Origin of the sequence: Aestuariivirga sp. (assembly GCF_046093005.1) — a bacterium.
Taxonomy (GTDB): Bacteria; Pseudomonadota; Alphaproteobacteria; order Rhizobiales; family Aestuariivirgaceae; genus Aestuariivirga.
In genome coordinates, this window is record NZ_JBJTER010000085.1 from 12,874 (window position 1) to 34,284 (window position 21,411).

20 protein-coding genes, 1 tRNA gene and 1 pseudogene are annotated in these 21,411 nt (G+C 65.0%); 13 read left to right on the forward strand and 9 right to left on the reverse strand.

Annotation, left to right across the window (positions count from 1 at the left end; all coding sequences use genetic code 11):
* Positions 1-73 precede the first annotated feature (73 nt).
* From purL to grxD, 3 genes are read left to right on the forward strand one after another with little or no spacing between them, the layout of a single operon-like run.
* The gene (purL, locus tag ACKOED_RS06855) at positions 74-2,266 is read left to right on the forward strand and encodes a phosphoribosylformylglycinamidine synthase subunit PurL (RefSeq protein WP_408915839.1); all 2,193 of its coding nucleotides are present in this window, start codon (positions 74-76) and stop codon (positions 2,264-2,266) included.
* Between the two features lie 14 nt (positions 2,267-2,280).
* Positions 2,281-2,517, forward strand: a complete 237-nt coding sequence (locus ACKOED_RS06860; RefSeq protein WP_408915840.1) for a BolA family protein — start codon at positions 2,281-2,283, stop codon at positions 2,515-2,517.
* A 2-nt stretch (positions 2,518-2,519) separates the two neighbouring features.
* Complete coding sequence (gene grxD, locus ACKOED_RS06865; protein WP_408915841.1) at positions 2,520-2,840, forward strand: Grx4 family monothiol glutaredoxin; 321 nt, start codon at positions 2,520-2,522, stop codon at positions 2,838-2,840.
* Positions 2,841-2,889: 49 nt separating this feature from the next.
* On the opposite strand, the gene ACKOED_RS06870 is transcribed toward grxD, so the two are convergent.
* Positions 2,890-4,275 (reverse strand): MFS transporter, encoded by a 1,386-nt coding sequence (locus tag ACKOED_RS06870; RefSeq protein WP_408915842.1) that lies wholly within the window; start codon positions 4,273-4,275, stop codon positions 2,890-2,892.
* Positions 4,276-4,470: 195 nt separating this feature from the next.
* On the opposite strand from ACKOED_RS06870, the gene ACKOED_RS06875 reads away from it, so the two are divergent.
* Positions 4,471-6,282 (forward strand): ABC transporter ATP-binding protein, encoded by a 1,812-nt coding sequence (locus ACKOED_RS06875; RefSeq protein ID WP_408915857.1) that lies wholly within the window; start codon positions 4,471-4,473, stop codon positions 6,280-6,282.
* A gap of 11 nt (positions 6,283-6,293) precedes the next feature.
* A complete protein-coding gene (locus ACKOED_RS06880; RefSeq protein ID WP_408915843.1) occupies positions 6,294-7,172 on the forward strand; it encodes a 50S ribosomal protein L11 methyltransferase in 879 nt (292 codons plus the stop codon).
* Here ACKOED_RS06880 and ACKOED_RS06885 read toward each other — a convergent pair.
* Together ACKOED_RS06885 and ACKOED_RS06890 are read right to left on the reverse strand one after the other, a co-directional pair.
* Entirely contained in the window at positions 7,169-7,363 is a 195-nt protein-coding gene (locus tag ACKOED_RS06885; protein WP_408915844.1) for a DUF1127 domain-containing protein, read from the reverse strand. The genes ACKOED_RS06880 and ACKOED_RS06885 overlap by 4 nt on opposite strands.
* 392 nt (positions 7,364-7,755) lie before the next feature.
* Complete coding sequence (locus ACKOED_RS06890; RefSeq protein ID WP_408915845.1) at positions 7,756-7,965, reverse strand: cold-shock protein; 210 nt, start codon at positions 7,963-7,965, stop codon at positions 7,756-7,758.
* A gap of 288 nt (positions 7,966-8,253) precedes the next feature.
* Between ACKOED_RS06890 and cpdR the strand changes: the two genes are divergently transcribed.
* The 3 genes from cpdR (at position 8,254) to ACKOED_RS06905 (ending at position 9,901) form a co-directional block, all read left to right on the forward strand.
* The gene (gene cpdR / locus ACKOED_RS06895) at positions 8,254-8,622 is read left to right on the forward strand and encodes a cell cycle two-component system response regulator CpdR (RefSeq protein WP_408915859.1); all 369 of its coding nucleotides are present in this window, start codon (positions 8,254-8,256) and stop codon (positions 8,620-8,622) included.
* Between the two features lie 61 nt (positions 8,623-8,683).
* Positions 8,684-8,758, forward strand: a tRNA-Val gene (locus ACKOED_RS06900).
* A 66-nt stretch (positions 8,759-8,824) separates the two neighbouring features.
* Positions 8,825-9,901 (forward strand): TIGR03032 family protein, encoded by a 1,077-nt coding sequence (locus tag ACKOED_RS06905; protein WP_408915846.1) that lies wholly within the window; start codon positions 8,825-8,827, stop codon positions 9,899-9,901.
* Positions 9,902-10,000: 99 nt separating this feature from the next.
* Here the strand turns inward: ACKOED_RS06905 and ACKOED_RS06910 are convergent, their stop codons facing one another.
* Both ACKOED_RS06910 and ACKOED_RS06915 read right to left on the reverse strand, forming a co-directional pair.
* Positions 10,001-11,572: a sulfotransferase gene (locus ACKOED_RS06910; RefSeq protein WP_408915847.1), complete on the reverse strand. Its 1,572-nt coding sequence runs from the start codon at positions 11,570-11,572 to the stop codon at positions 10,001-10,003.
* Positions 11,569-12,540, reverse strand: a complete 972-nt coding sequence (locus ACKOED_RS06915) for a quinone oxidoreductase family protein (protein WP_408915848.1) — start codon at positions 12,538-12,540, stop codon at positions 11,569-11,571. The genes ACKOED_RS06910 and ACKOED_RS06915 overlap by 4 nt, the downstream gene beginning before the upstream one ends.
* A 74-nt stretch (positions 12,541-12,614) precedes the next feature.
* On the opposite strand from ACKOED_RS06915, the gene ACKOED_RS06920 reads away from it, so the two are divergent.
* A complete protein-coding gene (locus ACKOED_RS06920) occupies positions 12,615-13,805 on the forward strand; it encodes an aminotransferase (RefSeq protein ID WP_408915849.1) in 1,191 nt (396 codons plus the stop codon).
* Here the strand turns inward: ACKOED_RS06920 and ACKOED_RS06925 are convergent.
* Positions 13,781-14,794, reverse strand: coding sequence for a DUF2279 domain-containing protein (locus ACKOED_RS06925; protein WP_408915850.1), 1,014 nt, complete (start codon positions 14,792-14,794; stop codon positions 13,781-13,783). The genes ACKOED_RS06920 and ACKOED_RS06925 overlap by 25 nt on opposite strands.
* 180 nt (positions 14,795-14,974) lie before the next feature.
* Here ACKOED_RS06925 and ACKOED_RS06930 point away from each other — a divergent pair, with 180 nt between their 5' ends.
* The 3 genes from ACKOED_RS06930 (at position 14,975) to ACKOED_RS06940 (ending at position 18,436) form a co-directional block, all read left to right on the forward strand.
* Positions 14,975-15,337, forward strand: coding sequence for a PilZ domain-containing protein (locus ACKOED_RS06930; RefSeq protein ID WP_408915851.1), 363 nt, complete (start codon positions 14,975-14,977; stop codon positions 15,335-15,337).
* A 53-nt stretch (positions 15,338-15,390) separates the two neighbouring features.
* The gene (locus tag ACKOED_RS06935) at positions 15,391-17,262 is read left to right on the forward strand and encodes a methyl-accepting chemotaxis protein (RefSeq protein ID WP_408915852.1); all 1,872 of its coding nucleotides are present in this window, start codon (positions 15,391-15,393) and stop codon (positions 17,260-17,262) included.
* Between the two features lie 121 nt (positions 17,263-17,383).
* Positions 17,384-18,436 carry a Gfo/Idh/MocA family protein gene (locus tag ACKOED_RS06940; protein ID WP_408915853.1) on the forward strand — a complete coding sequence of 351 codons (1,053 nt, stop codon included), beginning with the start codon at positions 17,384-17,386 and terminating at the stop codon, positions 18,434-18,436.
* Between the two features lie 225 nt (positions 18,437-18,661).
* Here ACKOED_RS06940 and ACKOED_RS06945 read toward each other — a convergent pair whose 3' ends face one another.
* From ACKOED_RS06945 to ACKOED_RS06955, 3 genes are all read right to left on the reverse strand, one after another.
* Positions 18,662-18,937 carry a hypothetical protein gene (locus tag ACKOED_RS06945; RefSeq protein WP_408915854.1) on the reverse strand — a complete coding sequence of 92 codons (276 nt, stop codon included), beginning with the start codon at positions 18,935-18,937 and terminating at the stop codon, positions 18,662-18,664.
* 91 nt (positions 18,938-19,028) lie between these two features.
* Positions 19,029-19,445 carry an RNA polymerase-binding protein DksA gene (gene dksA, locus ACKOED_RS06950; RefSeq protein WP_408915855.1) on the reverse strand — a complete coding sequence of 139 codons (417 nt, stop codon included), beginning with the start codon at positions 19,443-19,445 and terminating at the stop codon, positions 19,029-19,031.
* A 180-nt stretch (positions 19,446-19,625) separates the two neighbouring features.
* Positions 19,626-20,897 carry an NAD(P)/FAD-dependent oxidoreductase gene (locus ACKOED_RS06955; protein WP_408915856.1) on the reverse strand — a complete coding sequence of 424 codons (1,272 nt, stop codon included), beginning with the start codon at positions 20,895-20,897 and terminating at the stop codon, positions 19,626-19,628.
* A 58-nt stretch (positions 20,898-20,955) separates the two neighbouring features.
* Between ACKOED_RS06955 and ACKOED_RS06960 the strand changes: the two are divergent.
* Positions 20,956-21,411: pseudogene (locus ACKOED_RS06960) on the forward strand (ATPase); the annotation flags it as partial.

The window sequence follows — 21,411 nt, forward strand, 5'->3', positions numbered from 1 at the left end:
TGCGCGCCGCCCCTTCCCCGGGGCGGCGCGTCAGCATTTGAGATTCACGGTCTGAGCGGCTAAGCCTCGCCTTATGACCCTGCCGAACGACATCAAGATCACCCCGGAGCTCGTCAAGAGCCACGGGCTCAAGCCTGAAGAATACGCGCGCTTCGTGAAGCTCATCGGCCGCGAGCCGACGCTCACCGAACTCGGCATCTGCTCGGCCATGTGGAACGAGCACTGCTCCTACAAGTCATCCAAGAAGTGGCTGAAGACCATGCCCACCAAAGGACCCCGGGTGATCCAGGGTCCGGGTGAGAATGCGGGCGTGATCGACATCGGCGATGGCGATGCCATCGTGTTCAAGATGGAGAGTCACAACCACCCCTCCTTCATCGAGCCCTATCAGGGCGCCGCGACGGGCGTCGGCGGCATCTTGCGTGACGTCTTCACCATGGGCGCCAGGCCCATCGCGGCGATGAACGCGCTGCGCTTCGGGGCGCCCACCCACCCCAAGACGCGGCACATTGTGTCGGGCGTGGTCCACGGCATCGGCGGCTATGGCAATTCCTTCGGCGTGCCGACCATCGGCGGCGAGGTGAATTTCCACCCGCGCTACAATGGCAACATCCTGGTCAACGCCATGGCGGTGGGCCTGGCGCGCGCCGATTCGATCTTCTATTCCAAGGCCAGGGGCGTGGGCCTGCCGGTGGTCTATCTCGGCGCCAAGACGGGGCGCGACGGCATCCACGGCGCCACCATGGCGTCGGCCGAGTTCGATGGCAAAGCCGAGGAAAAGCGCCCCACCGTGCAGGTGGGTGACCCGTTCACCGAGAAATGCCTGCTCGAAGCCTGCCTCGAATTGATGGCGTCCGGCGCGGTCATCGCCATCCAGGACATGGGGGCGGCGGGCCTCACCTCGTCTGCCGTCGAAATGGGCGCCAAGGGCGATCTCGGCATCGAACTCGACCTCGATCGCGTACCCTGCCGCGAAGACGGCATGACCGCCTATGAGATGAAGCTCTCGGAAAGCCAGGAGCGCATGCTGATGGTGCTCGACCCGGCCCGCGAGAAAGAGGCCGCGGCCATCTTCCGCAAATGGGACCTCGACTTCGCCATCGTCGGCAAGACCACGGATACGCTGCGCTTCGTGATCAGGCACCAGGGCGAGGTGATGGCCGACCTGCCGATCAAGCAGATGGCCGACCAGGCGCCGGAATATGATCGCCCCTGGGTGGAACCCGCAAAGCAGCCGGTGCTGAGCGATGTCCCGCCCCCGGACGACCTGCGGGCGGCGATCCTGAAAATCGTGGGCGCGCCCGACATGTGCTCGCGGCGCTGGGTGTGGGAGCAATATGACAGCCTGATCGGCGCCAACACCGCGCAGATCCCGGGCGGTGACGCGGGCGTGGTGCGGATCAGGGGCAACAAGGCCATCGCCGTTTCGACCGACGTCACGCCGCGCTATGTCGAGGCGGACCCGTTCGAGGGCGGCAAGCAGGCGGTGGCCGAATGCTGGCGCAACCTCACCGCGGTGGGCGCCGATCCCATCGCCATCACCGACAATCTCAATTTCGGCAACCCTGAGCGGCCCGAGATCATGGGCCAGTTCGTGCGCGCCGTTCAGGGCCTGTCGGCGGCGTGCACGGCGCTCGATTTCCCGATCGTCTCGGGCAATGTCTCGCTCTACAACGAGACCAACGGCCAGGCGATCCTGCCGACCCCGGCGATCGGCGGCATCGGCCTCATCCCGGACTTGACCCGCATGGCGACCATCGCGTTCAAGGCGGCGGGCGAGGCGATCATCCTGGTGGGCGGTCCTGGCGGCCATCTGGGCCAGTCGATCTATCTGCGTGACGTGCTGGGCCGCGAGGACGGCGCGCCGCCGCCCGTCGACCTCGCCGCCGAGAAGCGCCATGGCGATGAGGTGCGCAAGCTCATCCGTGCGGGAACCTTAAGCGCCGTCCACGATGTTTCCGACGGCGGCCTGATCGTCGCCGCGATCGAGATGGCGCTGGCCTCCGGGCTGGGCGCCAGCCTCATGGCGATGACCCACGCGCAATTGTTCGGCGAGGACCAGGCGCGCTACCTGGTGACGGCGGCCGGGGACAAGGCGGAGGCGATCTGCGCTGACCTCCGGGCCGCCGGGGTGCCGGCGGAACGCATCGGCAGCGTCAGCCAGGCGGCCACATTGAAGATCGGGGATGGCCCGTCTATATCTCTGGGCGAATTGCGATCCGCGCATGAGGGCTGGTTCCCGGCCTTCATGGCGGGCGAACTCTGAGGGGGAACGACGACATGGCCATGTCCGCCGCCGACATCGAACGCTTCATCAGGGAGGCGTTGCCCGATGCCGTGGTGACGATCCGCGATCTGGCGGGCGACGGCGACCACTATTCCGCCAATGTGGTGTCCGCCGCCTTCAAGGGCAAATCGCGGGTGCAGCAGCACCAGATGGTCTATGCCGCGCTCAAGGGCCGCATGGGCGGCGAACTCCATGCCCTCGCACTTCAAACCAGCACGCCGGAGGAATGAACATGACCGACATCAACCAGTGGATCGACAATGAAGTGAAGAGCAACGATGTGGTGCTGTTCATGAAAGGCACGCCGGACATGCCGATGTGCGGCTTCTCGGGGCGCTCGGTGCAGATTCTCCAGCACCTCGGCGTGCCCTTCAAAGGCATCAACGTGCTCGACTCCAACGAGCTGCGCCAGGGCATCAAGGACTACACCAACTGGCCCACCATTCCGCAGCTCTATGTGAAGGGCGAATTCGTCGGCGGCGCGGACATCATGATGGAGATGTTCCAGTCCGGCGAACTGAAGCAGCTCATGGGCGACAAGGGCGCGGCCTAGAGCCCTCATGTCTTCTCCCGCTTGCGGGAGAGGACCATAGGGTGGTCCGTCACGCCTTCTTGCCGCTGACGCTCGCCCCGGCCTGGGGAGACAGCGCGGCATATTGGAACACCGCGGCAAGCGAACAGAGCGCCACAACCGTGAAGGCGATGGTGAAATCGGCGGGCGTCAGGGTGTCCTCGGCGCGCAGCCATTGGGCGGCTTCCAGCACGAAAGCCGCCAGCACCACGCCAAGCGACAGCGACAGTTGCTGCGCCACGGTATAGAGGCTGGTCGCGTGGCTGGTCTGGGCGTGGTCGATGTCGGAATAGGCCATGGCGTTGAGCGCGGTGAACTGCAGGGAGCGCAGGAAGCCACCCACGAACAGCAGCGCCACCGCCAGCACATAGGGCGTTGAGGCTGACAGAAAACCCATGACGGCGATCGACACGCTGGCCAGCACGCCATTCGCCAGAAGCAGCGTCCGGAAGCCATAACGGCGGATCAGCCGCGCCGCGCCGAGCTTCATCGCGATGGCGCCGGCCGCCGCCATGAAGGTGATCAGGCCGGACTGGAACGCGCTCATGCCATAGGCGAGCTGGAACATCAGCGGCAGCAGGAACGGCACCGCGCCGACCCCGATGCGGAACAGGCTGCCGCCCACAAGCCCGGCGCGGAAGGTTTCAATCCGCGTCAGGCGGAGGTCGAGGATCGGCTCCGCCGTATCGCGTGCGTGGCGCAGATAGAAGCCGATGAACACGGCTCCGATCAGCATGAGCAAGGTTGGCGTCCAGCCTGGCAGCAAGCCCCGGCCCATCACCGTGAGGCCGAAAATGAAGCAGGACAGGCCTATTCCCGACAGGAAGAAACCGCGCCCGTCGAGCGGCGGCACGCGCTCCACCCGGATATCGGGCATCAGCGCGGTGGCCAGGATGATGGCGGCGATGCCGAACGGCACATTCATCCAGAACACCCAGCGCCAGCCGAAATGATCGGTGATGAAACCGCCCACCGGCGGGCCGACCAGCGGGCCGATCAGAGCCGGAATGGTGAGCCAGGCGAGCGCATCCACCAGTTCCGATTTCGGCACGCTGCGCAACAGAATGATACGCCCGACCGGAACCATCATGGCGCCGCCCACCCCCTGCAGCCCGCGCGCGGCGACCAGTTCGCCCAGCGAGGTGGCGAGGCCGCAGGCAATCGACCCCAGGGTGAACACGGCGATCGCCGCCCGGAACACATGCCGGGCGCCGAAGCGGTCCGCCATCCAGCCGCTCACCGGAATGAACACGGTAAGGCTCAGCAGATAGGTGGTGAAAGCCAGTTTCAGCACGATCGGGTCGGTGCCGAGATCCTTTGCGATGGCCGGAAGCGAGGTGGCGATCACCGTCGAGTCCATGTTTTCCATGAACAGCGCGGAAGCAATGATGAGCGGGATCAGCCGGGAGGACGTCATGGGACTGCCATATCACCCTGCCCACGACCGCAGAAGGGCGCCACACACATGGGCCCGTGAAATGGTGCGATGGCCCCTTTCCGCCACGGTCTGGCGGGACTATAAGCCGCGCATTCCGGAGTCCGTTCCTTGATCAACCGCTTTTTCACCTGGCTCGAGTCGCTGGTCGACCCGTTTCCGCCTGAACGGCCTCCAATGCCGCCGCAGGGGTTTGCCGCCTTTTGCTGGCATTACACCCGGCCGTTCTGGAAGCTGATCATGGTCTCGACGCTGCTGTCGGCGGCGATCGCCCTGCTCGAAGTCTATCTTTTCGCCTTTCTCGGCGATCTCGTCGATCTGCTGACGAGCGCGAACCGCGCGACCTTCTGGCAGGAGCACGGCAACACCATGATGCTGATGGGCGGCATCGCGCTGCTGGCCTTGCCGCTGCTCAACTTCCTTGGCGAGGCCATTGTACACCAGGGTCTGCGTGGCAATTACGCCATGCGCATCCGCTGGGTGGCGCACCGCTATGTGCTGCGCCAGAGCATGGATTTCTTCGCCAATGATTTCGCTGGCCGGGTGGCGACGAAGGTGATGCAGACCGCACTTGGCGTGCGCGACGCGGTGCTGCGGCTCACCGAGGTTCTCGTCTATGTGGTGATCTATTTCCTCGGTGCGCTGCTGCTGGTGGCCTCTGCCGACCGCTGGCTGGTGGCGCCGCTGCTCGTCTGGCTCACCGGCTTTGTGGCGGCCGGCTGGTACTTCATTCCGAAGCTGGGCAAGCTCTCGGCGGAACAGGCCGACCTGCGCTCGCTGGTGACTGGCCGTATCGTTGATAGCTACACCAACATTCCCACTGTAAAGCTCTTCGCGCATGCCGACCGCGAGGATGTCTATGCCCGCGAAGGCATGGAGTGGATGCTTGGAGCGGTCCACCGCTCCATGCGCATGTCCACCCTGCTGACGACGACCCTGCAGATATTGTCAGGCTTTCTGATCTTTGCCATGGGCGCCACCTCGGTGTGGCTCTGGCATCAGGGCTCGATCACAACGGGTGCCATCGCCTTCGCGGTGGGTCTAACGCTGCGCATGCAGGGCATGTCACAATGGATCATCTGGGAGGTCGCGGCCCTGTTCGAGGATATCGGCGTCATCCAGGACGGCATCGAGACCATCGCGCGCGAGCGGGCCATCACGGACGCGCCCGGCGCCAGGCCGCTGGCGGTGACCAAAGGCGCGATCAAATTCGAGGACGTCACCTTCAACTACGGCAAGCCGCTGGTCGCCAGGGAACGCCCGGTGCTCGATCACCTGTCGCTCGACATCGCACCCGGCGAGAAAGTGGGCCTCGTGGGGCGCTCAGGCGCCGGCAAATCGACCCTCACCAGCCTGCTCCTGCGCTTCTATGACACCGAACAGGGCCGCATCCTGATCGACGGGCAGGACATCGCTCATGTGACCCAGGATTCGCTCCGCGCCGCCATCGGCGTCGTCACCCAGGATACCTCGCTGTTGCATCGCTCGGTCATCGACAATATCCGCTACGGCAAGCCAGACGCCAGCATGGCGGACATCGAAACAGCGGCCCGCAAGGCGCATGCCGACGAGTTCATCGCAACGCTGATCGACCCCAAGGGCCGGCGCGGCTACGAGGCGCATGTCGGCGAACGCGGCGTGAAACTCTCCGGCGGCCAGCGCCAGCGCATCGCCATCGCGCGCGTGCTGCTCAAGAACGCGCCGGTCCTGGTGCTGGACGAAGCGACGAGCGCGCTCGATTCCGAGGTCGAGCAGGCCATTCAGGAAAACCTCTATGCGCTGATGGAGGGAAAGACGGTGATCGCGGTCGCTCACCGGCTGTCCACCATCGCCGCCATGGACCGCCTGGTGATCATGGACAAGGGCGTGATCGTCGAACAGGGAACCCACCGTGAGCTGCTCGACAAGGGCGGCCTCTACGCGGCGCTGTGGCAGCGCCAGTCCGGCGGCTTCCTGATCGAGGACGAAGGCCTGGCGGCGGCGGAATAAGGCTTGCTGTCTTGACCGAAGCGCGTTTCACCCTCACCGTTCCCGCCGCCCGCTTCGAGGCCGCCGACGCGCTGGTCGCGCGGCTCGAAGCCAACCCGCTGTTTGAGCCGCTGGCCATCACCATCAACGAAATCAGTTCACCGGAGCCGCTCTGGGAAATCGTGCTCTATTTCGCCTCCGCCGAAGAAGCGGCGGAGGCGCTCAGCTTCGACGGGCTCGCCGCCGGCATGATCGCTCCCGTGCCGGAGCGGGACTGGGTGCGCCAGTCGCTGGACGGGCTTTCTCCGGTGAGTGCGGGGCGCTTCTTTCTCCATGGCTCGCATGACCGCGATCGCCGCAGGGCGGGCGGCATCGCGCTGGAGATTGACGCCGGCACCGCCTTCGGAACCGGGCATCACGGCACCACCGCGGGCTGCCTGCTGGCGCTGGACCGCATGCTGAAGCGGCGGCGGCCGAAACGGATCCTCGATCTTGGCTGCGGCACCGGTGTTCTCGCCATCGCCGCGGCGCGGGGCGCCGGAACAAGGGTCACCGCCACCGACATCGATCCGGAAGCAGTGCGGGTGACGCGCGGCAACGCGGCCCTCAACGGGGCCAGGGGATCGGTCATCAGTTTCGTGGCGGCGGGGCTTGCCAATCCGCGCATCGCCGCGGACGGCCCCTATGACCTGATCTTCGCCAACATCCTGGCGCGCCCGCTGGTGGCGCTGTCCACGGGGCTTGCGCGCGCCCTCGCCCCAGGCGGCGAACTCATCCTGTCAGGACTGACACTGGACCAGATGCGCTGGATCGCCGCCGTCTACCGCTCTCGCGGGCTCATCCTCAGGGGCCGCATCTGCCGCGGCGAGTGGGCGACGCTGATGTTTCAGCGGGCCGGGGGGAGCGGCTAGGCTCCCCACACGACCCTGGAGATCTCGGCGCGCTTGAGGCCGATGTCGGCCAGCAAGCGGTCATCGAGTTCGCCCAGCTGACGCTCGGCGCGGCTGCGGGCCAGATAGGTCCTGACGCGGCCAAGCAGGCCCGCGCCCATGCTGAAACCGCCATTGCGGATGGTCTCGCGGCCATAGGTGATGGTGGTCATGTTCGTTCTCCTCATAATCTGCCGTTGTGCCGGTCACAGTGCTGTCTACTGGATGGTGCATATGTATTGCTGCATCGCAACAAAACCAGCCCATCCCTGGCTGATCTATCATGCAAAAATCGCATGACCAGAAATCAGCGAAAACCTCGTGTAACCACGCTGAATGTCCCGCCAGTTATGCATTGAATTTGGCGGATTTATTGCAGATCATGCCTTAATGCGGGCCAATCGGTTAACCGCCGTTAAGGTGTCGCAAGCGGACGAATCATCGCCGCAAACCGGCTATCTCCATGCAATCAATGCATGATTCTTGCGCCAGACATTGTGCATTGCATAAAAACAAATGCCCGGCCTCTCGGCCGGGCACGTTGCGTGAATATCGTTCGAAGCGATCAGGCGGCGGTCAGATTGCCAGCCGAGCTGCGACCGGTGCGCTTGTCCGTCACGATCTCGAAGGAGACCTTCTGGCCCTCCTTCAGCGTGCGCAGACCGGCGCGCTCAACGGCCGAGATGTGAACGAACACATCCTTGCTGCCATTGTCCGGCTGGATGAAGCCGTAGCCCTTCTGCTCGTTGAACCACTTCACAGTACCCGTATTCATGGGGTCTTCCTTAGGTTTGGTTAGGGTGAGCCCTGCGCGACGTTTGAAATCACGGCAAGACCATGGTCGAGAATTGGAGGAGTCTTGCGTGCGCGGCCCTAAGGGGTGCGAAGCGGCCAATCGTCCGGCCCAAGTATCGATAAAACGACATATGGATCATATATCCCGCCATTGCAAGGCCTATTCGCGGCGGCGGTGGACTTCCGGCTGGAGCCATTTGCGGCGAGTGCGGCGATAGTTTAGACTCTTCCCTCAAAGTCTGGAAAAGGTCTGAAACGCGTGACGGCCATGAAGACGACGGCAAAGATCCTCCTCGCCGAAGACGACGATGACATGCGGAACTTCCTCGTGAAGGCCTTGCAGAAGGCCGGCCACGAGGTGGTATGCTTCAGCGAGGGCATGAGCGCCTATGAGGAAATCAAGCAGACCAGCTTCGATCTGCTGCTCACCGATATCGTGATGCCGGAGATGGACGGCATCGAGCTGGCGCGCCGCGCCTCGGAGCTCGATCCCTCGCTCAAGATTATGTTCATCACCGGTTTTGCCGCCGTGGCGCTGCACCCGGACTCGAAGGCCCCGAAGGACGCCAAGGTGCTGTCCAAGCCCTTCCACCTGCGCGATCTGGTGAACGAGGTCGAACGGCTCATGGCCGCCTGACGGCCAGGGCTTGCGCCCCGCCTGCCCGCCAGCTATGAGGGTCGCCGTCATCGTTCAGCGTGGGTGGTTAGCTCAGCGGTAGAGCACTACCTTGACATGGTAGGGGTCACAGGTTCGATCCCTGTACCACCCACCACCCTCCCGATCCGTCACCTGCCCAAACGTAAGCCCCGCGCAACCTCTGTGACGGACGATGCCTGTCATGAATGCACCCTCACGCATGGCCGGGCAGGCGGTAGATGAGCCCGGCGGCAGCCCGCCCTTCACAGCAACCGCTTCGCCGGGTTTCACGGCGTGGCTCACCGAACACCGCTGCAGCCTTGCCGTTTCCACCTATCAGGCGGGCAAGCTTTTCTTCTTTGGCGCCCAGCCGGATGGCCGGCTGTGGGTGTTCAACCGCAGCATCGGCAAGTGCCAGGGCTTGACTGTCCATAACAGCAGCCTGTGGGTCAGCGCCGACAGCCAGATTATCCGCTTCACCGACGCAGTGGCGGGCCAGCCCACCGCCGAACAGGGGCCGGATGCGCTCTATATGCCGCGCACCGTCTATTTCACCGGCGATGTTGATGCCCATGACATGGCGGTGGCCGGCGACGGGCGGCTGATGTTCGCCAACACCGTCTTCAACTGCCTTGCCGCGGTCAGCGCCGAGCGCAGCTTTGATGTGGTCTGGAAACCCTCCTTCATCACCCAGATCATGCCAGAGGACCGCTGCCACCTGAACGGCCTCGCGATGAAGGAAGGCGCGCCGGCCTGCGTCTCGCTTCTCGCCCCCAGCGACAAGCGCGACGGCTGGCGTGATCGCCGCGCCGATGGCGGCCGGGTGATCGATGTCGGCACCGGCGAAACGCTGAGCGATGGCCTCAGCATGCCGCATTCGCCGCGCTATCATGGCGGCATGCTGTGGCTGCACAATTCCGGCACCGGCGAGTTTGGCTATGTCGACAGGCCGAGCGGCCGCTTCCAGCCCGTCACCTTCTGCCCGGGCTATCTGCGCGGGCTCAGCTTCCTCGATGGTTTCGCGGTGGTGGGGCTTTCGAAACCGCGCGGCAGCAAAACGCTGTCCGGCCTGAACCTTGATGCCCAGCTGGAGCGCCACAAGCTAAACCCGGTATGCGGCATCCAGGTCATTGACCTGCAGTCTGGAAAAGCCGTGCACTCGCTGTCGATCGAGGGCGTGGTCGAGGAGCTTTATGACGTGGCGATCCTGCCGGGCCGCCTGCGGCCCTCGGCGATGAGCCCCACAACGCCGGAAGCGCGGCACATGATCGTGCTCTGATTTCCGCCCGCCAGGCCAGCGCGGCGGCCCGCCCTGAACCGCAAAATGCCACGGCGCGACCGTGGCATTTTCATTTCAAGGCGCCCCGCGGCGGCAACCTCACGCCGCCATGCTTTCCAGGATCGGGCGCAAGTGTTTCTCATAGGGCCGCCAGCGCCCCACCGAGGCGGCATTGATGCCTGAACGGACTTGCAGGCGGCTGAAAGTGGTGACGGCAGCCGGGTTACGCTCCGGCTCCAGGCAGGCGGCTTCGAAACCAAGCCCGGCGAAATCAAGCAGCGCGCGAATGGCCGGTTCTGGCTCGGTCACCAGCGTCTCGTAGGAGAGGTGAAACACCCGGCCCGGCAAGGCGCTGTGCCAATGCGCCATCAGTCGGCGGTATTGCCGGTGATAGGCGGCATAGTCGGCGGGGTCATAGCTGTAGGAATGGGCCGGATTCATCTCGGTCTGGAAAGCCGACATGAAAGTATCGGCGGGATGGCGCGTGCAATGCACGAACCGGGCCCCCGGGAACAATATCGATGCCTCGGCCACAAAGCGGAAATTGAGCGGCATCTTGTCAACCGGGCGTTCCCTCCCCGGCACCACGAAGCCCATGGCCTGCTCATAGAGGCTCGCGATGGCGTCGATCTTCGCGTCTCCCATCCGCTCCAGCGCCGCCTCAATCTCGGCCAGCGGGCGGCCGTCCGCCAGCTTTGCCGCGGCATAAGTCATGGTTTCGAGCTCGCCCGCGTTGCCGGCCTTGCTGTGCGAAGACAGGATCTGCGCCGCCAGCGTGGTGCCCGAGCGCGGCAGGCCGACCACGAAGATCGGGCGAAAGCGGCTGCGGCCATGACGCGCGATGAGCCGCTGCACACGCTCCGGCGTGAAGGCGGCCATGCGGGCCTCGACCTCGGCGGTGAAAGCCGGCGTGACGGCGGGCGCCTTCAGCAGCTTCTTCGCTGCCAGCATGGTGGCGAAGGCGTCGTCGTGGCGGCCGCTCGCCTGCAGCATCACGCCCTGGCGGATCATCAGGTCGCTGCGCTCCTCCGGCGCGAGGCCTGGTGACTCCAACAGCCGCGCGATGTCGCGATCGAGTTCAGAGCCTGCCTCGTGGCGCCCGGCGCTGGCCTTGAGACACAGATAGCGCGCCTTGTAGGGCGTCGCCGCGAATTCATGCGCGATGCGCCGCAGGGCCTCCTCCACCCGCCCGAGGGAGAGCAGCGCTTCCAGAATATCGAGCCTGATGGCGTGGCGGGCGGCTTCCGGGGCCCTGGCCAGTGCGGATTCGTAGCGCCGCAGCGCCTCCTCCATGTGGCCGAGCCGGGCCTCGAAGGAACCATAGCGCCAGATTGCCTGAAACCCCCGTGGCTCCAGCGCCAGCGCACGTTCATAAAGCGGCGCTGCTTCCGCCACCCGCCCCATCAACAGCAGGCAAAGCCCATAATTCAGGACATAGTCGATGTTGCGGCCATTGAGCGTCACCGCGCGGGCCAGGGCGGGCTCGGCCAGTTCGAAGCGGCCCGCCGATTGCAGCACGATGCCCAGCGTGAAATGCGCGGCGGCCACAAGCGGGTTGGCGGCCACCAGCTGGCGCGCCAGCGCCTCCGCCCGCGCCAGCTGCCCGCGGGCTGCCAGCTCCTCGATGTTGCTGAGCGCGAGCGTAAGCTGCTCGCCCCGGCCTGCCATCATGGAAGCAGGACCGTGGTTCCGGTGGTGCGGCGCGCCTCAAGGTCGCGGTGGGCCTGCACCGCGTCGACCAGCGCATAACGCTGGTTGACCGGCACCTTCAGCTTGCCGCTGGCCACCATCTGAACGAGGTCATCGGCGGTTTCCTTCAAGTCGGCGTCAGACGCCGTGTAGGTCATCAGCGTGGGCCTCGTCACATAAAGCGAGCCCTTGGCCGCCAGCAGGCCGAGATCGAGCGCCTTCACCGGGCCCGACGCATTGCCGAAGCTCACCAGAAGCCCGCGCGGCCTGAGGCAATCGAGCGAGGTCATCAGCGTTGCCTGCCCCACCCCGTCATAGACCACCGGAACGCCCTTGCCGCCGGTGATCTCTTTCACCCGCGCCACGGTGTCCTCGGAGGAATAGTTGATGACATGGTCGCAGCCATGAGCTCTGGCGATCGCCACCTTCTCTTCAGATCCCACGGTTCCGATGACGGTGGCGCCCAGCGCCTTCGCCCATTGGCTCAGCAGCAGGCCAACGCCGCCCGCCGCCGCATGGAGCAGGATGGTGTCACCCGGCTCGACCTTGTAGGTGGCCCGCACCAGATAGCGCACCGTCATGCCCTTCAGCATCATGCCGGCGGCGGTTTCGTCGGAAATCGAGGGCGGCAGCCTGGTGAGCCTGGCGGCCGGCAGGTTGCGCTCCCCGGCATAGGCGCCGATCGGTCCGGTGCCGTAGGCGATGCGGTCTCCCACCCCGAGGCCAGAGACGCCCGGCCCCAGTTCCTCGACCACGCCCGCCGCCTCGAGCCCGATCCCGGAGGGCAGCGCCACCGGATAAAGCCCGGAGCGATGATAGGTGTCGATATAGTTGAGGCCGATCGCGGTCTGCCGCACCCGCACCTCGCCCGGCCCGGGCTTGCCGAGTTCGATCTCCTCGAGCTTCATGACCTCGGGGCCGCCGGTTTCGCTGATCCGGATCGCTTTCATGCTTGCACCTCCTGGCGGCCCCCGGCATGTTCCGGCGCATCCGCAGCTTATCTTCAGATCGTTGGTGCCCCATCATGACCTATGCCGTCAATCCCGCCGTCAACCGGATCGAGGCGCCGCCGATCATGGAGGCGCAGAGCTGGGTGAGGCCGGGGCTGCGGAACCGCAAGCTGCTTAATCTCTGCCAGGCGGTGCCAAGCTGGTCGTGCGCCGAAGCGCTGGATGACGAAGTCGCCCGGCTGGCGCATGAGCCGGGCATCGGCCTCTACACCGATATCTTCGGCATTCCGGCCCTGCGCGCCGCCATCGCCGCGCATTTCTCGGCTGACTACCAGGGCGCGGTCGCGGCCGAGAACGTCTGCGTCACGGCGGGCTGCAACCAGGCCTTTGCCGCATCCCTGATGGCCATCGCCTCGGCGGGCGACAACGTCATCATCCCGGCCCCCTATTTCTTCAATCACACCATGTGGCTCGGCATGCTGGGGCTGGAGACGCGGCTCATCCCCGCCGTCGCGGCGGGCCGGACCCATCCCGATCCCGGGGACGCGGCCCCGCTCATCGACGCCCGAACGAGGGCCATCGTGCTCTGCTCGCCCAACAATCCCACCGGCGCCATCTATCCGCCGGAGGTGATTCAGGGCTTTTTCGAACTGGCGCGCCGGCACGGCATCGCGCTGGTGATCGACGAGACCTACAAGGATTTCCGGGCCGGACCCGCGCCCGCGCACCGGCTGTTCGCGACGCCCGGCTGGGACGAGGCGTTCATCCATCTCTACAGCTTTTCCAAGGTCTATGCGATGACCGGCTACCGGGTGGGCGCCATCACCGCGTCGCCGCGCATCCTGGCCGAGATCGAGAAGATCATGGATTGCCTGGCGATCTGCACCTCGCACATCTCCCAGCGCGCCGCCCTGTTCGCGCTCTCCTCGCTCGATGACTGGAAGCGCGGCAAACTCGCCATGATGCAGCACCGGCTGGAATCGCTGCGCAAGGCCTTCGCCCGGCCGGGCTTGCGCTATGAGCTGGTCAGCTCGGGGGCGCTTTTCGCCTATGTCAAACATCCGTTCACGGATGAAACCGCCAGGCAGGTGGCCATGCGCCTTGCCGGCGAGCATGACCTCCTGTGCCTGCCGGGATCGATGTTCGGACCCGGACAGGAGCAGTACCTGCGCATCGCCTTCGCCAATGCCGAAGCAACAGACATGGAAACGCTGGCCGGCCGGCTGATGGAGAGCCAGGCTCAGCGCGTGGCGGTGGGGATGTAGGTGTAGGGCACCTGGAGATATTCCAGCGCCCGGCTGGCGGCCAGCCCCGGCAGCGTATCGCGCGCTTCCGGCACTTCGCCAAGGAACTCATTGAGGTTCAGGCCGATCGCCACGTAGGGCTCACGCCGCTGTTCGACTCCAGCGTCCCGCTCGGCATCGGTATAGCCCTGGGTGAAATAGCCCGCCTGCAATTCGACAAAGCGAAGTGGCGTTTCCTCGAAGTTTTCGAAGCCGGACAGCTTGAGCGCCAGCACGTATTTCTGCCCGGCATAGTCGGTGAAGGGGGCGAAGTCCGAATAGTCCGATTGAATATACTCAAGCCGGAAATCCACCCTCTCCGCCATGTTGGGAACGGTGTTGCGGAGAAACGAAAAGCCCACGCCAATGCCGTCCGCGATCAGGTCTTCATAGGAAAAGCCGTGGCCGCCGGAAAACCCGTCGAAGAATTCGATATAGGTCATGAGACCCATGCTGAGGATGCCGCCCGTGACGATCGCGCCATTCGAGTCCGATACTTCATGCGCGATCCGTTGCGAGAAATAGTCGCTCAGCAGATAACCAGTGAAAGCGTGCCCCAGCTTGTCCATGCCGCCATATTTCGTATCCTCGCCAAACCAGCCCTCATTTTCGAAGTGAAAACCGGAGGAGCCCCACTCCCAGTTGCTGAGGCCGAACGCGGTGGTCAGGCCATAGACGGCGATGATGTCCCATTTGATGGACGCCGACTGGTCCCAGAACACGTCCGCGTTGAAGGCGTCGAATTGCGATACGTCCTTCCGCTCAAGATTATATTTCAGGGAGTCGAGAAAACCGCTCGCGCCGGAAGCGGGCTCAATGCGCAGGTCCCGTTGCAAGGACAAGCCGCTGACTTCATCCGCCGACAATATTGCCTCGTCGCTGAGCGCCACGAACGGCTGAAGCGCGGCGACATCAAAGGCCCCGGCCGCAAAGACGTCAGCATCCGCGTGCGCGGCGCATGACAACGCCATCCCCACTGCCCCGGCCAAGCCTATCGCACGGACTGAACCCATAATATTCTGTTACAGGAAATTGCCCCCGCCTCCAAGCGGGTTTCGCGATGCGGCCAGCCGCCCCCGCGGCCGCCGCCCTCAAGTTTGACACAACGTTCCAGGCCTAGCGTCCCCTACTGGATGTGGCAGGAGCGCGTGATGGGCGTGGGCATATCGCTGAAAAACGGTCTGGAGGGCACGCAAGCCTTTTCCCAGCGCCGCCGCGCCGACCGGCGCGATTGCAACCTCGACGCCACGATCACAACCCGCCACGGCGAGATCCGGGCGCGGGTCCACAACCTCTCGGCGGGCGGCGTCGGTTTCAGCATCGATCCTGTCATCTCGCTGAAGCCAGGGGATGTTTTCACCCTGCGCCACGAAAAGCTGGGCGATGTAGCCTGTGTCGTACGCTGGGCCATGCAGTCGCGTCATGGCGCCGAATTCACTGAAACCGGCGCACCGCTGGCGGGCGTTCATGCCTTTTACGACACCCTCCCTTCGGGCCACAACAAGGCCGTCTGAAGGGCCTCCTTCACCTTCCAACCCAAACAAAGAGTAAACACGGCGGAAACCACATGAAGAACAGTATCTTTACCATTCAGCGGCTGATGGTCGGCTTCGGCCTGGTCATTGCCGGCCTGCTGGCATTCCTCGGGCTTCAGACCTATTCCTCGATCAACGACATCCGGATCGGCAGCCCCGCCTATGACCGCATCATCGAGGGCAAGGATCTCGTGGCCGATATTCTGCCTCCGCCGGTCTACCCGGCGCAGGCCTTTGCCTACATGCACATCATTGAGGGCGACCCGGCGATACTGAACAAGATCGGCGAACGCCTGGACTCCCTCGAAGCCGAGTACCGCAGCCGTATGAAGCACTGGAAAGATGTCCCGAGCGAGCTCACCCTCATGAGTGAGTCGGAATGGGCAGAGTTCCTCGGTAAAATCGAGCGGTACAACGACAGTTTCTGGAAGACCGTCCGGGGCGAGTTCCTTCCAGCCGTTCAGCGCGGCGCCGACACCGGCCTGATCGTCGACAGGCTCAGCAATGATTTCATCGACTTTGGCGCCTACATGGCGGCCCAGGCGGTCGAAGTTAACGGTCGGGTCGGCAAACTCAAGACGGAAACCGTTGAAAGCTCGAGTAGCGATATCAACCTGGTGACCGGTTTGAACGCCGCCATCGCCATCGCCATTGTGCTGATCCTGCTGGCGGCGCATCAATTCGTGGTCCGCGCCATCACGGCGATGTCCGCAACCATGTCGCGTCTGGCCGGCGGCCAGCTTGAAGAAGAGGTGCCCTTCACCGCGCGCGGCGATGAAGTGGGCCAGATGGCCCGTGCCCTCGCGGTGTTCAAGGAACAAGCGGTGCAGAACCGCCGCAACGATGAGAACTCCAAGCACATCATCAGCGTGCTGGGCCAGGGCCTCGAGAACCTCGCCAAAGGCAATCTGCTGCACCGCATTGACCAGCCGTTCCCCGATACGCTGGACAAGCTGAGGCAGTACTTCAACTCGGCCGCTGACAGCCTCACCGACACCATCAACACGGTGAAGCGCGGGTCCTTCGGCATCAAGTCCGGCACCGAGGAGATCGCCCAGGCCTCCGACAACCTGTCGCGGCGCACCGAGAACCAGGCCGCGAACCTCGAAGAGACGGCGGCCGCCGTGGCGGAGATCACCTCCACCGTCAAGAAGACCGCCGAGGGCGCCCAGCATGCCCGCAACATGGTGACCGCCGCCAAGGAGGACGCCGACCGCAGTGGCGTCGTCGTCAAGCGCGCGGTGGAAGCCATGCAGGGCATCGAGAAGTCGTCACAGGAGATCACCCAGATCATCGGCGTGATTGACGAGATCGCCTTCCAGACCAACCTGCTGGCGCTCAACGCCGGTGTCGAAGCGGCCAGGGCCGGCGAGGCGGGCCGCGGCTTCGCGGTGGTGGCCTCCGAGGTGCGGGCGCTTGCCCAGCGCTCGGCGGAAGCCGCCAAGGAGATCAAGGGCATCCTCTCCACCTCGCGTGACCAGGTGCAGGAAGGCGTGCAGCTGGTGGCCGAGACCGGCACGTCGCTCCGCCAGATCATCGAGCGCGTGAACGACATCAACGGTATCGTGACCGAGATCGCCCGCAGCGCCGAGCAGCAGGCAACCGGGCTCCAGGAGGTCAACACCGCCGTCGACCAGATGGACCAGGTTACCCAGCAGAACGCCGCGATGGTCGAAGAGGCCACCGCCGCGACGCGCACGCTCACCCAGCAGTCCACCGAGCTGGCGCAGATCGTGTCGCGCTTCACCACGGCGGCCAACGCCATGATCGCCCAGGCCGAAGAGGCCCGCGAAAGCCACAAACCGGCTCCCCGCGCGCCGGTCCGCAAGACCAAGCTGGCGGCGGCTGGCGGCGGCGCGGCGGCCAAGGCCGAGGCACCCGAAGGCGGCTGGGAGGAATTCTAGCCGTCTCGCCCTCCCCGCTCCGGAGGTCTGGAACCCCGCCACCCAGTGGCGGGGTTCTTCTTTTTTGGCGGCGCGCCCGGCGTGAACTGGTCTATGGTACGGCAATCAGGGAGGGCATGACATGACCAAGACCGGCACAGTGGCAATCGGCATGGTGGGCTGCGGATTTTACGCCCAGAATCACCTCAACGCCTGGACGGACCTGCGGCCCGAAGGCGCCATTCTCTCTGCCGTGTGCGACCGCGATCCGGCGCGCGCCGCGCAGGCCGGGGCGAAATTCGGCGTTCCGCATTTCACCGATATGGGAAAGATGCTCGATGCGGTGAACATCGGCCTCCTCGACATCGCCACCCGCATGGACACCCACCGCGAACTTGCGGCGATTGCCGCCGCGCGGGGCGTCGCCGCCGTGGTCCAGAAGCCCTTCGCGCCGACCTGGGAGGATTGCGTGGCAATCGTCGACACGGCGCGCAAGCACAAGGCGTGGCTGGCGGTGCATGAAAACTTCCGCTTCGGCACGGCGATGCGCGCGGTGAAGAAAATCATCGATCAGGGCACCATCGGCACGCCAAGCTGGGCCCGGCTCTCCTGGCGCACCGGGTTCGATGTCTACCGCGGCCAGCCCTATCTGGCCGAGGAGGAAAAACTGGTCATTCAGGATGTCGGCATCCATGTGCTGGACCTCGCGCGCTATTTCCTTGGCGAGGTCGATCGCCTGAGCTGCGAAACCCAGAAGCGCAATCCGAAGATCAGGGCCGAGGACACCGCCACAATCATGATGCGGCACAGTTCCGGCGCCGTGTCGGTGGTCGAGGCCACCTATGCGGCGCGCCGCCACGACGACCCGTTCCCGGAAACCATGCTGGAGATCGAGGGCGATGGCGGCTCGGTCATTCTCCGCAAGGGCGAGAAGGTCACCATCACCACCCAGGGCCTCGGCTTCGAGGACCATGTGGGAAGCCCCCTGCTGAGCTGGACGAGCCGCCCCTGGCATGGCTCGCAGGAAGCGGTCTTACACACCAACCGCCACATGTTCGAACGTTTCCGGGCGGGACTGCCCGCCGATACCTCGGGCGAGGACAATCTCAAGACCTATGCGCTGGTGGAAGCGGCCTATGAGTCCGCCGCCACCCACCGTGCGGTTAGGCCGGCGCAATGGACGCCGCGGGATTGATGGCCGGCTGGCCGCCTCTCACTCCCGCGCCGGGATAGCGGACGCGCCTTGCCTGTCCGCCGAACGCGGCCTGTGCCGCCGCCAGTTCGCGGCCCTGTGTGCGGCATTCGTTGAGCGGCGGGCTTCGGAGCGTTTCACGGGAGACCGGCTCCAGTGTGCCCCGTCGATGAGCGGAGCTTCGAGAAGGTGGAGATGTCCGTAAGAAGGCAGCGGCCCGGCAGGGATCTATTGCAGACCAAGCTTGAGGCACTTGGCCGCCGCGGTGGCCGCCGCCTTGGCGTCAGCCCGCGGGATCTTGCCGGACTTCACCAATTCCTTGGTGGCTGAGGCGAGTTCGCCTTTCAGCTTGGCTCCCGGCGTCACCTTGGGGAGCACGGCGTTGAAAATCATCTTGCTCTTGTCGTCGAGGCCTGCGGCGCATTCCTTAGCCTCAGTCTGGCCGGCAACGGCCGGAGCCACGGCACACAGAACGAGACAAATCGAAACGGCGAATACTCTCATCAGGGTTGTCCTTTGGTTTTGGGAACCCATGCCGTACAACCGGCCGTTCTCACGGGCAACCAAAAAACTTGAACCCGCGCCTGACGTAAGGTCAATCGTCGCGGTAGACGCGTTCGCGGCGTTCATGGCGTTCCTGCGCCTCGATCGACAGCGTGGCGATGGGCCGGGCGTCGAGGCGCTTGAGGCTGATCGGCTCGCCCGTTTCCTCGCAATAGCCGTAGGAGCCGTCGTCGATGCGCTTCAGCGCCGCGTCGATCTTGGCGATCAGTTTGCGCTGGCGGTCGCGGGTGCGCAGTTCCAGCGAGCGGTCGGTTTCGGAGGAGGCGCGGTCGGCAAGATCCGGCAGCACGTGATTCTCGTCCTGCAGATGCGCGATGGTTTCCTTGCTCTCCTTAAGAATATCTTCCTTCCAGGCGATCAGCTTCGCCCGGAAGTAGTCGCGCTGCCGCTCATTCATGAACGGCTCGTCGTCACTGGGCCGGTAGTCTTCGCCGACTGTGGCAGTCATCTCGAACTCTCTCTGAACCCCCGCTGGCGCGGGCTTATAGCGGCAGCCCAAACCTTCCACAATAGCCGGAATGGCCCAGCCGGGAGCCATCCACACCCTGTCTAGGCCACTGATTCGACGACACTTTCTTGACATGCTGGCCGCCACCCCGGAAAAATCCGCGCAACGGTCCGGGGCGCTCTATCCGGCGGCCCGGGCTTCATCCAGCCGGTCGCGCAGCTGCATGTACCAGTAGCCGGACTGCACCGCGGCGCGGCCAAGAGGCCCGCCCGCCCATTGCGGCGCGAATGGCGCGAAGCGGCGGTATTCGTCATCCTTCGCGGCAATGGCGCGGGCGACGAGCAGCCCGGCCATCGCCGTGGTGTTGAGGCCATGGCCGCCGAAAGCGGTGGCCCACCATTGACCGGTTCCATCGCCGCCGATCAGCGGCATGAAGTGCCGGGCATAGCCCATGAGCCCGGCCCAGGCATAATCGATGCGCGGGGCTCCCAGCCCCGGAAACACCGAGACCATGTCCCGCTTCATGCGCTCAGCGAGGCGGCGGGGCTCCGAGACGCGGGTGGTGATCGCCCCGCCCCACAACAGCCGGCCTTCGTCGATAAGGCGAAAATAGTTTCCGGCGCGGCGCGAGTCCGACACGGCACTCCGTGTACGGATCACATCCTGCCGGAGCGGCTGGGTGACCGCCACATAGGTGGCAACCGGCAGCACCGCGCGGCCGGTTGGCCGGTGAAGCCCGCGGCCGAGCGAGGACACGCAGTAAACCACATGCGCCGCGCGTACCCGCCCTTCCGCCGTGCGCACCACATGGGCAGCGCCATCCCGCGCGATTGCGGCAACGGGCGAGCCCTCCGCGATCACCGCCCCCGCCGCCTCGGCCGCCGCGGCGAGGCTCACCGCATAGCGCAGCGGATGGATGTGGAAGGCGGTGGGATCATAGGAGGACTGGAAATAGCGCCTTGAATTCACCAGCTCCCGCGTCTCTGCCATCTCCAGATAGCGCATCTCCTGGCCATAGCCGTTCTGCATCTCCGCCACCGCCGCCCGCTTGGCCGCCGGATCGGAATAGCGCAGGCAGCCGAGCCAGCCCTCGCCCATGATGACGCCGGCGCCAGCCTTACGCACATATTCGGTGCCCTCGCGCGACAGGCCATAAAGCGCCCGCGCCGCTTCGGGCCCCACCCGCGCCGCGACCGCGCCCATTGACTGGGCAAAGCCGTTGGACACGAAGCCGCCATTGCGGCCAGAGGCGCCCCAGGCAAGGCGCCGGGCCTCGAGCAGAATGACCGACACCCCGGCGCGGGCCAGTTCCAGCGCCGTGGTGAGGCCCGTCAACCCGCCACCGATGACGCAGACCTCCGCCTGCCGGTCCCCCCGCAAGGGTTCCCGCGCCGCGCCGCGATTGGCGGTGGCCTCGTACCAGGTCTCTCCCGCGTGGCCTTCGCCGATCATGGTTCCTTCCACATCGCGCCAGTTGCTCCCGCCCCATGCCTTCCGCTATGGAACGCACATGCGTTTCACCTCGGGCAAGGATTTCGCCAACAGGCCGCGGAAGGCAGTCACCATATTCGGCATGTCCGGCGTGGGCAAGACGACGCTGTCCAACGTGCTGCAGGAATCGGGCTGGTACCACTATTCGGTCGATTACCGGATCGGCACCCGCTACATGGGCGAGCACATTGTCGATAACTTCAAGCGCGAGGCGATGCGGGTGCCCTTCCTGCGCGACCTGCTGCTGTCGGATTCGATCCACATCCAGTCCAACATCACGTTCGATCACCTGAAGCCCCTGTCGACCTATCTCGGAAAGCCCGGCAATCCGGACAAGGGCGGCATTTCCTTCGCCGAATACAGGAAGCGCCAGAACCAGCACCGCGAGGCGGAGATCGCTGCTCTGCTGGATGTGCCGGTGTTCATTGGCAAAGCCCGTGAAATCTACCAGTATGACAGCTTCGTGTGCGACTCC